This window comes from Latilactobacillus fuchuensis, assembly GCF_900258455.1.
Classification (GTDB): domain Bacteria; phylum Bacillota; class Bacilli; order Lactobacillales; family Lactobacillaceae; genus Latilactobacillus; species Latilactobacillus fuchuensis.
Window position 1 is genome coordinate 1,036,682 of the sequence record NZ_LT984417.1, and the last position, 14,131, is coordinate 1,050,812.

The window sequence follows — 14,131 nt, forward strand, 5'->3', positions numbered from 1 at the left end:
AATAACGAACGATAATATTACTAGAAAGCGGATTATCGTTAAAAAATCATGATAAAACCGACTATTAAGTTGAAAATCCGCTTATTAATAGTATTATTTATTTAAAAGACGTACAATTATATTCATCAATGGAATATTGAACGGATAATGGAGGCAGTCATGATGTATCGGATTAAAATTAATAAAATGCAATTTCATTCACATATCGGCGTCTTTCAAGCAGAAAAAGAATTAGGGCAACGGATCGAAATTGATCTAGCAGTCACGATGACCACACCGTATCAAGGCGATCAGTTAGACGATACCGTTAGTTACGCCGAATTCTACCAGCTTGTAGCGCAACTGGTTAACCGTAGTCGGGTCAACCTAGTTGAAACCTTAGCGCACGATATCATTCAAGCAATCCATCAGTTAGATGCCAAGCGAATCGGACTGGTTCAAGTGAATGTTCGTAAAATCGCGGTGCCAATTGATGGGATTTTTGAAAACGTTGAGATTGAAATGGAGGGTTAGTGGTGCACAATCAAGTTTATATTAGTTATGGCAGTAATCTCGGTGATATTCAGGCCAACATTCAGCACGCGCTAGTATTATTAACCGCTGATTCGCGGATTAGGATTGAACGTCAGTCGGCGTTTTATCAAACGACGCCGGTTGGGCCTGTTAGTCAGGCTGATTTTGTGAATGGCGCTTTAAAGTTGCGAACTGATTACGCGGCTACCGAGTTATTAGCCGTTTTACAAGCAATTGAACAAGCGTGTTTACGGCAACGGACGGTTCACTGGGGACCACGCACGTTAGATTTGGACATTATTTTTTTCAATGAGGAGCAATTTCAGACGCCGGCGTTAACCATTCCCCATCCGGAAGCCTTCAACCGACTGTTTGTCTTAGTCCCGATTCTCGAAATTTGTAAGGCAGACTTCTATCAAAAGACAGCAATTGAACACCAAATTAACGTGTTACAAGCAACGGCAACACAAGCGATTAAACGATTAGAAGAGGTTGATGATGGTCGATAAAACAGTTCAACAAATTGAAAAAGATGTTCGAGATATTTTAAAACAAGTCGGGGATGACCCACAGCGTGCGGGAGTATTTGAAACGCCGCAACGTGTCGCTAAAATGTATCAAGAAGTTTTAGCCTATCAAGGGCAAACTGATTTTAAAGATTATAAACTATTTGAAACCGAAATTGTGGATGACGACCAGCTGGTTTTGATGCAAGCCATTCCGTTTTATTCAATGTGTGAACACCATATGTTACCGTTTTTTGGACAGGTCAATGTGGCGTATCTACCAGCAGAAGGGCGGATTATTGGGTTGAGTAAAATTCCGCGCTTAGTTGATTTTGTGTCGAAACGATTGAGCGTGCAAGAAAATTTAACCCGTGATATTGGGCAGATTTTGAATCAGATTCTAGCCCCACAAGGTGTGGCCGTTCAAGTTACGGCGCGGCATATGTGTGTTGAAATGCGTGGGATTAAGAAAGCCACTAGTCAAACCCTAACGACTTTTTACAGCGGTCAGTTCAAAACGGATCGACAATTAAGAAATGAATTTTTACAATTATTGAAGTAGGTGAAAAGTATGTTGGATACGGAAATGGTGCAAACTTTACCCGGAATGTTATATGGTGATCAAGCTAGGGTCACGCTATTGAGTCGGATTTTACGGCAAATGGGCCAACCCGACCACGCGTTTCAAATTATTCACGTTTGTGGCACGAATGGTAAAGGCTCAACCAGTGCGATGGTGGCCAGCATTTTACAAACAATGGGCTATCAAGTCGGGTTGTTCAGCAGTCCTCAGGTGATGTCAGTCGAAGAAAGTATTCAAATTAATCAAACTGAGATTTCGTCTAAAGATTTTAACCAAACGTTACAAACCGTTCAATGGACGCTGCAAGAGATGGGATTAGCGCCGGATACCGATTTATCGTACTTTGAAACGCTCGTTTTAGTGGCGCTAGTCTATTTCGAACAACAGGCCGTGGACTACGTGGTTTGGGAATGTGGATTAGGCGGTGAGTTAGACGCCACTAACGCGGTTGATCGAGTGGCTTATACTCTTTTTACGAAAATTAGTTTGGACCATACCGCAATCCTCGGTGACAGTTTAACGGCGATTGCCACCACTAAATCCAAAATTATCCGGCCCAAAACGCCCGTCATCGTTGCGCCCAATCAAGCGGCAGCAGCGGTAAAAGTCTTGCAGGCAGAAGGGCAACGTCAACAAGCGTCCATCACGATGGCGACAACCGATTGGCTGCAGCTGACTCGACTGACCCCAAGTGGGCAATCTGTTCGATTAACAATGCCTAATCAACCCGCTATTACGGTTACCTTAGCGTTAGCCGGGACTTATCAGTTGGAAAATTTGGCGACGACCTTAACGTGGTATCGACAATTCTGTCAGGACCAAAATCACGAGTTAGACGGCACTGTTTTAAAAACGGCTTTGGCGCAGGTTCAGTTACCGGGGCGGTTTGAACGACTGTCAAACCAACCGTTAATCGTGATTGATGGTGCGCATAATCCAGATGGGATGCGCCAATTCGTAGCGAGTGTGCAAGAACGGTATGCCGATTATGATTTGACGATTATCACGGGCTTTCTAAAAGATAAAGCGGTGTTAGATTGTTTGCAGCTGTTAACGCAATTATCGGCGACTTTTATTTTAACGGAACCACAAAATCCGGATCAACGCCAATTACCGGTAGCGGAATTAGTTATGTTATATGAACAACTGACGCACCAAACGGTAATCAGTAGTTCGTCGATTGAACAGGCATTGATGAAGGCCTATCAACAACCACTAGGCCAACGACCACGTGTTATTTTAGTCGTGGGGTCATTTTATTTGTTAAAAACAGTCCGCCAATTAGTTTTAAATCAAGGAGGTTCCAATGCAAATTAGTGAAGCGCAACCCCACCAGTTTAATCGGACACTTTTGAAATTTAGCGGGACAAGTGCCGAAATTGAGCAACTACAACGATTATGTTTAGAGATTGACGCGACTATTCAACAATTAGAGGACCAATGGTTTGGTCAGTTTACCATTTTTCAATTAAATCGATTACAGCAACGTTGGTCGTTTTATTTTGGCCAAGTCCATCAAACATTACAGAAAATGATGCAGGGCAAACAATTAATTTGGTCGGGTCCCGGTTTTAAATTCGATTTAACCGTCAACCCAATTGTTTACGCGATTATCAATTGTACGCCGGATTCTTTTTATGACGGGCAACCTAGTCAGCAGTTAGGGCCAATTCTGACTAAAATCGAAGCCGATTTAGCCAATGGGGCAGCAGTGATTGAAGTTGGCGGTAAATCAACTCGACCGGGGTATCAAGAATTAACGCCGGATGAAGAATGGCAACGGATCGCGCCGGTTATTCAAGCGGTTCAGCAGGAATGGCCGGCTGCCATCTTGGCGGTTGATACTAATAATGCCGAGGTGATGCGTCGGTCAGTGATGAGTGGTGTACCTATTTTGAACGACGTTGATGGTTTTAATCAAGTTGCGAAGTTAGCCGTGGTTGCGCAACACCGGCCTAGTGTGGTGACGATGTATAACGGTCGCCACTTTACGGATGATACATTTACGACGTTAGACCAATTCTATCAGGAAACGTTGACTGAACTGGAACATGCCGGGCTAACACGGTCGCAAATTGCATTGGATCCGGGGGTTGGTTTTTCGAACGCGCAAAATACGGCGTCATTAGATTTATTTAAGATTAAGAGTATCCAACCGACAACTCAGTATCAAGCGCCGTTAATGGCGGCCATTTCGCGCAAAAGTTTTATGGAGAAACAATTTGATTATCCGATGGTGGAACGGTTGACGGCCACCTTGTTATTCGAACAATTAATGGTTGAACAAGGCGCCCGTATTTTACGGGTCCACGATGTGGCAGCGACAAAAAAGATGCTGCATTTATTTCAAGGTTATCAACAAGCTAATTTATTAATGGCGGCTAAATGAGGACCGCGCTAGTGGCAGAATTGCATACGTTAGCGTTAAAAAACTATGCATTTAATGACCCGTCTAAATACCAAGAAATTGAGCAACGAGTCAATGATCAGCAACCACCATTTTATCGCGGATTAAATGCTGAATTACATTTATCAGCGAGTACCGTAGTTTTTAGGGACGATCAATTATTGATGGTCAAACACCCCTATTTGCACCAATGGTTATTGCCGGCGGGGCATGTTGAATACGAAGAAGCACCGAGCACGACAGCGCTGCGTGAGTTGCTGGAAGAAACGGGATTAACCGGGGTTAATCCGATCTTAGTTGATATCAATCTGATTAATATTCCGGCCAATCCGGTCAAGCATGAGTCAGCGCACCAACATATTGATTGTCGTTATTGGGTTCAACCGACGTTTCAAGTTGCGGAGACGGCGGAACTGTCGACGCGTTGGGTCTCGAGGGCTGATGCGCCAGTGGAGTTTCAACATTATTTTGAACTATTGAATACGTAATCGTTTTCATCTATGGTATACTTAGGACACAATTGAATAACACATCTGGGGTGCCTACAAGCTGAGATTATACCCATTGAACCTGATATAGTTAGTACTAGCGCAGGGAAATGCCGTGTCGTTTAACGATTAAACGAGCTTATTTTGGTACCCGTCAATTCATATGAATTGACGGGTCTTTTTAGTGGCGTTGGTTAGCCTCAGACGTGAATCGAATCAATTGAATTGGAGGCACTATGTCATTTATTAAGATTGTGCAACAAGCGACATTACCCTATTGGACTGGGAGTTTGCAACACCCGTTTATTGTTGAACTACAGGCAGGAACGTTATCCGCGGACTGTTTTCGCTACTATTTGATACAAGATCATTATTATTTACAAGCGTTCAGCCGATTACATCAGTTAGTGGCTGATCGTTGTCAAGATTCGGCCTTAAAACAGTTAATGCTGACTGGTGCGGCCGATTTAGAAAGTGGCGAAGCGCTTGTTCGCCAACAATTTTTTCAAGAATTGCAGATCACGGCTGACGAATTAGCCCAAACGCCGGTCGCCCCCACAACGGATCACTATATTGCACATTTATATCGACAATTGACGATTGATAATACCGCAATTGCGGCGGCGGGTTTGTACCCTTGTTTATGGCTATATGGGGATGTCGGTCAAGCGCTTAGTCAAAGGACGTCACCAAATCCTTATTATCAACGCTGGATTGAGACGTATGCGACTGATGAATTACAGACTGAAATTCAGACGACTGGTCAGGTGCTTAATCGGCTGTACGCGGCTAGCAGTCCGCTGGATCAAGAACAAATGGTACACGCTTTTGTGCGCAGCAGCCAATTAGAATATCATTTTTGGGAAATGGCTTACCGTCAAGAACAATGGTTAGCGGGGGCAGTCCAATGAAATCAAAACGAATTAAACGGTTAACGCTTCTGGCGATGATGGTTGCACTGGATGTGATTTTATCACCTTTATTTCGAATTGAAGGGATGGCGCCGATGTCGAGTGTCTTAAACGTTACGGCCGCAGTTTTGATGGGGCCATTATACGCCACGATTATGGCGTTGATGACCGCAATATTACGAATGGTGCTACTAGGGATTCCGCCATTAGCCTTAACCGGGGCATTATTTGGGGCACTATTTGCCGGATTGGGTTATAAGATTAGCGGTCAGGTTGGTAGCGCGATTGGTGGTGAAATTTTTGGCACTGGCATCATCGGTTCCTTATTATCGTATCCCGTTATGGTCTGGTTTACAGGAAGTTCAAACGGTTTATTTTGGTTGGTTTATACCCCACGATTCTTAGGGGGTGCGATTTCCGGGAGTGTTGTTGCGTGGTTAGTCTTGTATAAATTAAAAGAAACGTCGATTTTCCAAAAAAGTCGCACAGTATTCCAATCGAAATGATAAGTTATTCATGAGCATAATCAGCGCGTTTTTGCTGGCACTTTGCTATCCTTGAATTATAGAGGAGGTTATATGATGCAAAACTATCGTGCTTATTGGCAAAAAATGTTTGTCTTTGATGCAACTGCAACGCGTGTACAGTATTGGTGGGCCGTTATTATTAATTATATTATCGTCGGTCTATACGCATTTGGAACGAATCAGTCTCAATATATTAATGCCAGTGGTGATTATCAAATGGCATGGAACGCGAATTCAATGATTTTTGCACTCATCTTAGGACTCGTCTGGCTCGCTAACTTCACCATTCGAGCGCGGCGTTTACATGATACTAACCGTAGTAACTGGTGGATCCTAATCAGTATCATTCCAATTATTGGTCAGATTTGGCTCTTTATCTTACTGGTGTTACCATCGAAAGCCAATGATCGTTGGCCAGCAAATCAATCAGAAGTTCATTAATAATACGTTAGAAGCGCTTAACCCGGGTCACTGGATTAAGCGCTTTTTAGGTTGATATGACTGGTTATTTAACTGAATTGTTGCTAAGATAAAAGAGTACTATTAATGAATCAAAAAGGGATGAATAATCGTGAAATTATATACGAAAACCGGCGATAAAGGGTTAACCAGAATTATCGGCGGCGGTAAGGTTCGCAAAAATGCACTACGAGTGGCTGCTTACGGCGATGTCGATGAATTGACGTCATACGTTGGTTTAATTATTAGTGAGATTGCGGACTATCCAGATTTAAAAACGCAACTAATTGAGGTGCAACAAATTCTTTTCGATTGTGGCACTGATTTAGCGACACCGGATGATTCGCGTGGTTATCGCACGAAACCGGAATATACGGCTTGGTTGGAAGTTCAGATTGACCGCTATGCTGACGTGCCACCAGCTTTGACTGAGTTTATTTTACCGGGTGGCGCTCCAATTGCCGCTAAGTTGCACTATGGACGGACAATCGCCCGGCGAGTTGAACGCCAAGTCGTGGCGTTACAGGAAGTTGAAGCCATTAATCAAGATGTTTTGATTTTCTTGAATCGGTTATCGGACTATTTGTACGCAATTGCGCGCTACGTTAATTTTAAAGCCGGCGTCACTGAAACGAATTATCGGCGCAACAAGCGAATTTTTCATTAATAACAAACTGTGTCAGCATTCAGTTATCAATTGAGTGATGGCACGCGTCAAAAAAGACCCGCAACTTTAAACGGTTGCGGGTCTTTTAATGGTCATTGGAACTGTTCGATATTTTGTGCAATGACCGTTAAGGCTTGTTCCAACAAATCGATGTGGTTCGAGGATAGCGCAATTCGGATAAACGGATCGGGTTGTTTCTTAGTCGTGAAACGGTTGGAATGATAAATCCGAACACCTTGTTCTAAGAAATAATTTTCAATGGTTGTTTGATCAATTTTAGAACTAACCGGTAGAATCCGATAGAAGGGTACCGGATTAGTCGGTCGGGGTTGATCGAATAGTTGGTCGAAAAATTGGTTGGCTTCTTCAGTCAGGGCTAATTTACGAGCTAGAATTGTTTGGGCGGTGGGACTTTGCAAAATCTGGGTAACGACTTCAGCGTTGAAGGCTGAAGTTTTAACGTTAATGTTAAAAATACTACGTTCAATTCGGCTCCGATAGTTGTTGGGATAAACAAGATAAGCGACTCGTAATCCGGAACTAATGAATTTCGCCATGCTGGCTAAATAGATTGTTTGTTGCGGTAATAAGCTTTGGAAAGTGGGGAGCTGGTGGTCGATTGCGAAATTAGTTAAGAAGGCGTGAATATCATCTTCAATCACTAGTAGGGATTCTGTCGCAAAAATCGTTGCCAATGCAAGCCGGCGTTCGGTGGTTATTTGAAAACCAATCGGATTATTGCAAGCTGGCATCAAAAAGACACCGTGAATTTTCTTCTTATGACATTCAGTCGCTAATAACTCTGGTAACATGCCATCTTGATCACCATCAATCAAAACGACTTCGATTTGGAGTAAATTAGCAAGTTCAATAAAATTTGAATAGGTGTAGCGATCAACTGCGACGCGATCACCGGGGTTAAATAAACCAGCCAAGGTAATGGTGAGTCCGTTTTGGACACCGGCGACAATCGCGACGTTATCGCGATCGATGGCGGATACGCCTTGTGTTTGTAACCATTCGGCCGCTATTTGGCGTTGCTGTGGTGTGCCTAAAGGATCTTGGTAGGTTAGCAGCGCTTGAACGTTGGGCTGTTGACTCACCCGTGCTAAATAAGGGGTGACCAAGTCATTGCATTCTTCAAAAGAACTAACCAAGCCCAAATCAATTAGATGGTGATCGACGTTATGATTTGAAATCGTGATGGAGTTAAACGCGTTTTGTGAAACAAACGTTCCGCTGCCAATATTGGTGTACAACAAACCTTTTTCGAGGCCGTATTTATAGGCGCGACCGACTGTTGTAAAATTAATATCTAAAAAATCAGCGAGTTCACGCTGAGACGGTAAGCGAGTATTTTTTTGAAGTCGGTGGGATAAAATATCGGCTTCTAATTGTTGGACTAGCGACCGGTAATAGGGCCGCGTCAGTTGGGTGCGGTCGGGCTGCCAGGACAAGGGGTATTGTTCGTATGAATTAATTGACAAGTTAAGGACCTCACGTTTTTTTGTATTGCATACAATTATACTATTGAATGTACCACTTGTCAGCGGTAATTTAGTATTATGGAGGCGAATAATATGAAAATTGTCAATTTTGAAGAAACGTTAGCGATTTTACCGATTGAAAAAACAATTGCGGTGATGAAGGCTTGTTTTGCCGATTTCGAGCAGGGGAAGATTAGTCAAACACCACGGGTGGTCCAAGTATTGCCAGATGGTGATCAACAGAATTTGTTTGCGATGATGCCCGCCTATTTAGGTCCAGATCGAGTTTTTGGTAGTAAGGTGATTACCGCTTTTCCAAAGAATGCTGGCACTGAATATCAATCCCATATGGGTCAAGTGATGCTCTTTGATAGCCAGCACGGTCAACCGGTGGCGTTAATTGATGCGAATGCGATAACGTATATTCGCACGGCTGCGGTGACTGGATTAGGGACTGACTTTTTAGCGAAAAAAGAGGCGCAAGATTTAGCGCTGATTGGTGCCGGTCAACAATCACATTCCCATTTAGCCGCGATGTTAGCGGTTCGTCCAATTAAAACGGTGCACGTGTTTGATTTAAACGCGGAGCAAGTTGCACGTTCAATTCAACGGATGCAAGTCGCTTATCCAGCAGTCACGTTTATTGCGGCGAATTCGGTCCAAGAGGCTGTTGCTGATGCCGATATTATTTGTACGTTAACCCCTAGTAAGCAAGCATTCTTAGAAAAAGGCTGGGTTAAACCAGGGGCGCATATTAATGCGATTGGGACTTTCACACCAACCACTCGCGAAATCACGAGCGATTTAATGGTTGCGAGTCGATTATTCGTTGACGATTATCAAGCGGCTAACAATGAAAGTGGCGATTATTTAATCCCACTTGCTGAACAGGTCATTACCAAAGACCATCTGCAAGGCTCACTAGGTGAATTAGTGACTAAGCAAGTCCAAGGTCGCCAAAATGAAACAGAAATCACGATTTTTGATGCGGTCGGTTTAGCAGTCGAAGATTTATGTTGCGCTGAATACGTCTATCAACTCGTTAAAGAGGGCTAACAGATGAAATATTATATTGTTGATGCGTTTACTGAAACGATTTTTCACGGTAATCCCGCTGCTGTTTTTGTAATGGATCAGTGGCTAGATGATCAAATGATGCAAAAAATTGCCATTGAAAATAACCTATCTGAAACGGCTTTTACCGTTAAAAACGGTGACCATTATGATTTGCGGTGGTTTACACCCGATCGAGAAATTGATTTGTGTGGTCACGCAACGTTAGCAACGGCTTACGTCTTATTCAACGAATATCACGAAACGGTTGATCGATTGGTTTTTAGTAGTCAAAGTGGCCCGTTATACGTCACGCGTAAGGCTGAGACGTATTATATGGATTTTCCAACGATTATGCCGAAATCAACGCCAATTTTACCTGAATATGAAGCGGTGATTGGGGCTAAGATTCAGGCTGCCTATTTAGGACGAGATTTATTCTTCGTTTGTGATGATGAGGCAACGATTGCTAAGATGACGCCTGATTACACGGAAATGCTGAATTTTGAATTAGGGGTTGGTGTCATTGTGACGGCCCCTGGCGACCAAGTCGACTTTGTGTCGCGAACCTTTTTCCCGAAATTAACGATTAATGAAGATCCGGTTTGTGGTTCGGCCCATTCGAACTTGATTCCTTACTGGTCGCAAGTCTTGGGTAAAGCTCAAATGACTGCCCATCAGATTTCACCACGCGGTGGCGTTTTAGACTGCCAACTGCAGGGCGAACGGGTGATTATCGGTGGGCAGGCGACCTTATACGCGCAATGTGAAGCCAACTTTTAAGGTTTTGATCGAGCACGTCGTTTAATGACGTGTTTTTTTAGTGGTACTTTTCCCATAAACAGTGAATTCGTTTACATCTTAAAAGGGGCATGCTAAGCTATTCTAGTAAAACGAAATAGGAGATGAGTGCACATGACGATTAAATTAATTGCAATTGATATTGATGATACCTTATTGAGTTCGCAACACCAGATTTTAGACAGTACCAAAAGCCAAATTAAAAAGGCCCTTGATCAGGGCGTTAAAATTGTACTCTGTTCTGGTCGACCATTAGCGGGTGTCGCGCCATATTTAGCGCAGTTAGGGATTGCTGGTGATCAACAGTACGTCGTGACGTTTAATGGTAGTGTGATTGAAACGGCTGCTGGTGAAATCATTCAACAAGTTGGCATTACGCATGAAACTTATCGCGCTGTTGATCAGTATTCTAAGACTAACCAACTCGCCTATAATGTATTGGATAGTAATAGTACGATTTATACGAGTAATTTGGACGTCGACCCGATTACGGTCGTTCAAGCTTGGGAGAATGAAGCTGGTTTGTTAATTCGACAACCAGATCAAGTGAAACTGGACGTTAAAATGATTAAAGCCGTTTTTACAGGGCCTTCAGCAGTGCTCGATCAGCATGAAGCAGCGGTTAAAGCGCAATTTGGACAGGAAAATTATGTCGTGCGTGCGGGGAGTCGCTTTTTAGAAGTCATGCACCGAGCAGTTAATAAAGGGGCCGCTTTAAAACAGTTAGCGAGACATCTACAAATCCAACCAACCGAAATTATGGCGATTGGCGACGAACAAAATGATATTCCAATGTTTAATTTTGCCGGAACGGCCGTTGCGATGGCCAATGGTTCGGCTGCCGCTAAGCAACATGCCGATTTTATCACAACCGATAATGATCATGACGGTATTGCTCAGGCACTGGATCAATATATTTTTTAATGCATCGTAAAAGGTCAGAGCCCCAGTGGTTGTGATCTTTTTGATTGTTGACAAATAGACCGAATCTTGATATTATAATAAACGTTGAAACGCAGTATTGCGGACAATATGGAGAATTACCCAAGTCTGGCTGAAGGGAACGGTCTTGAAAACCGTCAGGTGGGTCAAACCACGCGAGAGTTCGAATCTCTCATTCTCCTTAATCGAAATAAGTGTGTTGAGTTGCGGGTAGCAACTGAGCATTAACGAAAATCCCCCAGTTATCTTGATTTTAAGATAACTGGGGGATTTTTGGTTAAGCGGAGGTTGTTGCAACTCAAAAGCATGTTATCAATTGCCTATTAAGTTAAAAATTTATATAATAACCAATTAAAAAAGCGAATCTTAGCGATTCGCTTTTTTAATTGGTTATTTGTCGTAAGTTGTAAAACGGTCAGTATCGTTATTATAGTCTTTAGCGTCTGCTGGGTTTTCAATTGAACCAAATGGCATTTGGCTCCGAAGTTTCCAGTTAGCGGGGATGTTCCATTTTGCAGTCACAGCATCATCAATCACTGGATTGTAATGTTGTAAGTTGGCACCAATGCCGGCTTCAGCTAACGCCATCCAAGTGGCGTATTGCGCCATCCCGTTTGATTGTTCAGCCCAAACTGGGAAGTTATCCGCATATAATGGCACGTTTGCTTGGAGGCCCTTAATAACAGCTTGGTCTTCAAAGAATAGAATGGTGCCGACCCCGTTTGCGAATGATGCGAGTTTTGCTTGCGTAGCAGGGAAGTTTTCAGCGGGTGTCAATGATTTTAAAGCATTGGCAGTGATATCATTCCACAATGTTTTGCTAGCATCGCCGAATAAAATGATGGCCCGTGAACCTTGTGAGTTAAAAGCAGAAGGACTTTCTTTAATGGTTTTAAAAATTAAATCAGAAACGGCTTCTTCTGAAAGATTGATATGGTTGCCAAGTGCGTAGATTGAACGACGCGTTTGTTGTAAATCGAATAGATTAGTCATCAGTAATTCTCCCTTAAATAAATGAGTTTGTGTTTCAACACCTTAAATATAGCAAACTTACAAAATGTAAGCAAAGTCTTTTGTGTTAAATTTTAAAATTTAATCGAGGATTACTTGGGATTCGATTGTTAAGAGTGCGCTAACGTAGGTGGAACAGCCAGTGAATGGACACAAAAATAGCGTTATTGTAATTTACAATAACGCTATTTTTGTCTTTTGTATTTTACAACTATTCAATAATTGAGTTTACTTTATGCGGTAAATCTGCTTGATTAACCGCAGCCCAGCCACTAATGAAACGGCCTTTTGCCTCTAATTTTAAATAATGATTAGTTTTAAGCTTTTGTGGGGCTTGAAAAGTAATTTGATAATGAGTGCCGTTTGCTCGGTAAGCTTCTTGCGTGTAAAGATAATCGCCATGACTTTGAATTTGACCATAACGATCAGCTGTTTTTAGATAAACCGCTTCTTTCGGAATTAATAAATTAAAACGATCCCACTGTTGAGCTAACCCACCATTGCTGGTACTCGGTGTTAACGCGGAGCCGACAACGGGAAGACCTCCGATAAATAGAATAAATGTTGCAACTAACAGTATTGCTTTTTTCATTACTTTTAACCGCCTTTTCATTTGAATAGATTTAGTTTAGCAGGCGTGAACACTGGATTGAGTCGGTCTGAAGTTGTAAAAAATCGTAGGCGGTCGAACAACTTTGTAAGGTTGTTTCATAACTAGCGGTTTATGTTCAGTGAATAATCCTTTATAATGGTTTGATAGAAGAGACATTGAAAAGTGGGTGAGTATCTTTTGAAAGAAGTTCAAACAGTCGTGACACAATTAATCGACGTCAGAATGGCGCTTCGACAAGGCACGATCTATCAATCTGTGCCAGAAAAAATATTGACGATTATGGACAACGTCGCTTATAAAAGTCGCCGGACCCACGTGATTGTTCCAGATGATGAATCTCAAATCATGACGTTACTCGAAACAATTAATCAGCGCTTGAATCAGGATGACAAGAAAGCAACGGTGACTGATCTCGAATTAGATCAACTGTTACAACACATCGTTAGTCCGAATACGAAAATTAGAGACAAAGGCATTTTTAATTTGTTTAACCGCCTATTGCGTAAATACGTGCTAACGGCGGAACAAGTCGTGTGGGTTAAGGATCGCTTGATTAGTGATGACTACTTATTCGCGCACATCTTAGAACCTGAGAATGATGGCATCTTTTTACGCTCCTTTAGCGTCATGTTTCTAGCGGGCATATTGTATGCCAATCGGACGCACTATCACGTCTTAACCGAAGCTGAGTTAGTGGCGATTGAACTGCGGGTGATGGCGTACGCAATCATTGAACTAGATTCTCGGGGCTATGTTGCGGACAAAGGTTGGGCGCATGCATTAACCCACATTATCAACGTCTGGTCGGAATTGAATGAGACGCAAGAATTACAACGAGCCGACAAATTATTGATGATGGCGGTTCTAATCCAGGCCTATCGTTTTTCAGATAACGCTTTGGCATATGGCGAAGACAGCCATTTAGCGAATGTTTTAATGGTGTTGCTTAAAAAGAACCAGTTATATACCGATTATTTCTTAGCCGTACTACAAGATTGGCAAAAGAGTTTGTTAAACATCGTTCCAGAAGATTCCATCGCTTTTTGGAATCGTTGGTACAATCGGAATCGCTTTTTACAATCACTGATGCTCCAACCAGAACTACCCACTGAAATTGACGATTATTTACGTAAAATATCGGATTTATTTTAATTAAGAGAGAT

15 protein-coding genes, 1 tRNA gene, 1 pseudogene and 1 riboswitch are annotated in these 14,131 nt (G+C 42.5%); of the genes and pseudogenes, 14 read left to right on the forward strand and 3 right to left on the reverse strand.

Annotated features, from left to right (window positions below; translation table 11 throughout):
- Positions 1 to 162 precede the first annotated feature (162 nt).
- The 9 genes and pseudogenes from folB (at position 163) to LFUMFP_RS04930 (ending at position 7,061) form a co-directional block, all read left to right on the forward strand.
- Positions 163 to 513, forward strand: a complete 351-nt coding sequence (gene folB / locus LFUMFP_RS04885; protein WP_106483181.1) for a dihydroneopterin aldolase — start codon at positions 163 to 165, stop codon at positions 511 to 513.
- 2 nt (positions 514 to 515) lie between these two features.
- Positions 516 to 1,581, forward strand: a pseudogene (gene folE / locus LFUMFP_RS09880) (GTP cyclohydrolase I FolE).
- Positions 1,582 to 1,590: 9 nt separating this feature from the next.
- Entirely contained in the window at positions 1,591 to 2,919 is a 1,329-nt protein-coding gene (locus tag LFUMFP_RS04900) for a bifunctional folylpolyglutamate synthase/dihydrofolate synthase (protein ID WP_106483182.1), read from the forward strand.
- On the forward strand, positions 2,909 to 3,991 hold the full coding sequence (gene folP, locus LFUMFP_RS04905) for a dihydropteroate synthase (RefSeq protein WP_051552846.1): 1,083 nt from the start codon (positions 2,909 to 2,911) through the stop codon (positions 3,989 to 3,991). The genes LFUMFP_RS04900 and folP overlap by 11 nt, the downstream gene beginning before the upstream one ends.
- A gap of 11 nt (positions 3,992 to 4,002) precedes the next feature.
- Positions 4,003 to 4,497 carry an NUDIX domain-containing protein gene (locus LFUMFP_RS04910; protein WP_056950085.1) on the forward strand — a complete coding sequence of 165 codons (495 nt, stop codon included), beginning with the start codon at positions 4,003 to 4,005 and terminating at the stop codon, positions 4,495 to 4,497.
- A 36-nt stretch (positions 4,498 to 4,533) separates the two neighbouring features.
- Positions 4,534 to 4,623: riboswitch (TPP riboswitch) on the forward strand.
- A 110-nt stretch (positions 4,624 to 4,733) separates the two neighbouring features.
- A complete protein-coding gene (tenA, locus tag LFUMFP_RS04915) occupies positions 4,734 to 5,408 on the forward strand; it encodes a thiaminase II (RefSeq protein ID WP_106483183.1) in 675 nt (224 codons plus the stop codon).
- A complete protein-coding gene (gene thiW, locus LFUMFP_RS04920; protein WP_025083764.1) occupies positions 5,405 to 5,914 on the forward strand; it encodes an energy coupling factor transporter S component ThiW in 510 nt (169 codons plus the stop codon). Before tenA ends, thiW begins: the two co-directional genes overlap by 4 nt.
- A 75-nt stretch (positions 5,915 to 5,989) precedes the next feature.
- On the forward strand, positions 5,990 to 6,376 hold the full coding sequence (locus LFUMFP_RS04925; protein ID WP_233210625.1) for a DUF805 domain-containing protein: 387 nt from the start codon (positions 5,990 to 5,992) through the stop codon (positions 6,374 to 6,376).
- Positions 6,377 to 6,506: 130 nt separating this feature from the next.
- On the forward strand, positions 6,507 to 7,061 hold the full coding sequence (locus LFUMFP_RS04930; RefSeq protein WP_025083766.1) for a cob(I)yrinic acid a,c-diamide adenosyltransferase: 555 nt from the start codon (positions 6,507 to 6,509) through the stop codon (positions 7,059 to 7,061).
- A 92-nt stretch (positions 7,062 to 7,153) separates the two neighbouring features.
- Here the strand turns inward: LFUMFP_RS04930 and LFUMFP_RS04935 are convergent, their stop codons facing one another.
- Positions 7,154 to 8,548 (reverse strand): aminotransferase-like domain-containing protein, encoded by a 1,395-nt coding sequence (locus tag LFUMFP_RS04935; RefSeq protein WP_025083767.1) that lies wholly within the window; start codon positions 8,546 to 8,548, stop codon positions 7,154 to 7,156.
- 93 nt (positions 8,549 to 8,641) lie between these two features.
- Here LFUMFP_RS04935 and LFUMFP_RS04940 point away from each other — a divergent pair, with 93 nt between their 5' ends.
- From LFUMFP_RS04940 to LFUMFP_RS04955, 4 genes are all read left to right on the forward strand, one after another.
- Positions 8,642 to 9,604 (forward strand): ornithine cyclodeaminase family protein, encoded by a 963-nt coding sequence (locus LFUMFP_RS04940; RefSeq protein ID WP_025083768.1) that lies wholly within the window; start codon positions 8,642 to 8,644, stop codon positions 9,602 to 9,604.
- Between the two features lie 3 nt (positions 9,605 to 9,607).
- On the forward strand, positions 9,608 to 10,384 hold the full coding sequence (locus LFUMFP_RS04945) for a PhzF family phenazine biosynthesis protein (protein ID WP_025083769.1): 777 nt from the start codon (positions 9,608 to 9,610) through the stop codon (positions 10,382 to 10,384).
- 132 nt (positions 10,385 to 10,516) lie between these two features.
- Positions 10,517 to 11,326 (forward strand): Cof-type HAD-IIB family hydrolase, encoded by an 810-nt coding sequence (locus LFUMFP_RS04950; RefSeq protein WP_025083770.1) that lies wholly within the window; start codon positions 10,517 to 10,519, stop codon positions 11,324 to 11,326.
- Between the two features lie 110 nt (positions 11,327 to 11,436).
- Positions 11,437 to 11,526: transfer RNA gene (locus tag LFUMFP_RS04955), tRNA-Ser, on the forward strand.
- Between the two features lie 208 nt (positions 11,527 to 11,734).
- On the opposite strand, the gene LFUMFP_RS04960 is transcribed toward LFUMFP_RS04955, so the two are convergent.
- A complete protein-coding gene (locus tag LFUMFP_RS04960; RefSeq protein WP_025083771.1) occupies positions 11,735 to 12,337 on the reverse strand; it encodes a nitroreductase family protein in 603 nt (200 codons plus the stop codon).
- Between the two features lie 229 nt (positions 12,338 to 12,566).
- A complete protein-coding gene (locus tag LFUMFP_RS04965) occupies positions 12,567 to 12,947 on the reverse strand; it encodes a YxeA family protein (RefSeq protein ID WP_035439183.1) in 381 nt (126 codons plus the stop codon).
- 198 nt (positions 12,948 to 13,145) lie between these two features.
- Between LFUMFP_RS04965 and LFUMFP_RS04970 the strand changes: the two genes are divergently transcribed.
- Positions 13,146 to 14,120 carry a DUF2785 domain-containing protein gene (locus LFUMFP_RS04970; RefSeq protein ID WP_025083772.1) on the forward strand — a complete coding sequence of 325 codons (975 nt, stop codon included), beginning with the start codon at positions 13,146 to 13,148 and terminating at the stop codon, positions 14,118 to 14,120.
- The last annotated feature ends 11 nt before the right edge of the window (positions 14,121 to 14,131 follow it).